1 protein-coding gene is annotated in these 390 nt (G+C 65.6%); it reads right to left on the reverse strand.

Annotation, left to right across the window (positions count from 1 at the left end; all coding sequences use genetic code 11):
- The coding region (locus ASV53_RS24835; RefSeq protein ID WP_189337980.1) for a cytochrome d ubiquinol oxidase subunit II at positions 1-390 on the reverse strand (390 nt) is incomplete at both ends.

A 390-nucleotide genomic window follows, 5' to 3' on the forward strand; every position in this document is an offset into this window, starting at 1 on the left:
GATTCGCTCGATGAGGCGTTCCACACCGTCAGGCTCGAATGCGCGTCGATGCTGGATGGCAGGATGAAGGGAAACATCGACAATCCGACCGTCGCGATGATACCTGCGGCCGACAGTGTGGATCCGGCAAAGGCCGCAGGCTCGCTCTTGGCGCGAATGCCGACCAGCGCCAGCGCCGCGCCGACAAAGCCCAGCACAGGTGCCACCAGCATCCACGGATGCGCCGCATAATTGTTAAGCCACGCGCCGCCGGACGCGACCGAGGTTGAGCGCAGCGGGTTGGAAGGGCCGCTCGGATCGACTGCGGAGGTCAGCTCGAAACCCATGCCGCCGCGCGCGACGAACAGTCCGCCAAGCGCGAACAGCACGATCGAGGCGATAGCGGCACCC

This window comes from Photobacterium sanguinicancri (assembly GCF_002265265.1).
Lineage (GTDB): Bacteria > Pseudomonadota > Gammaproteobacteria > Enterobacterales > Vibrionaceae > Photobacterium > Photobacterium sanguinicancri.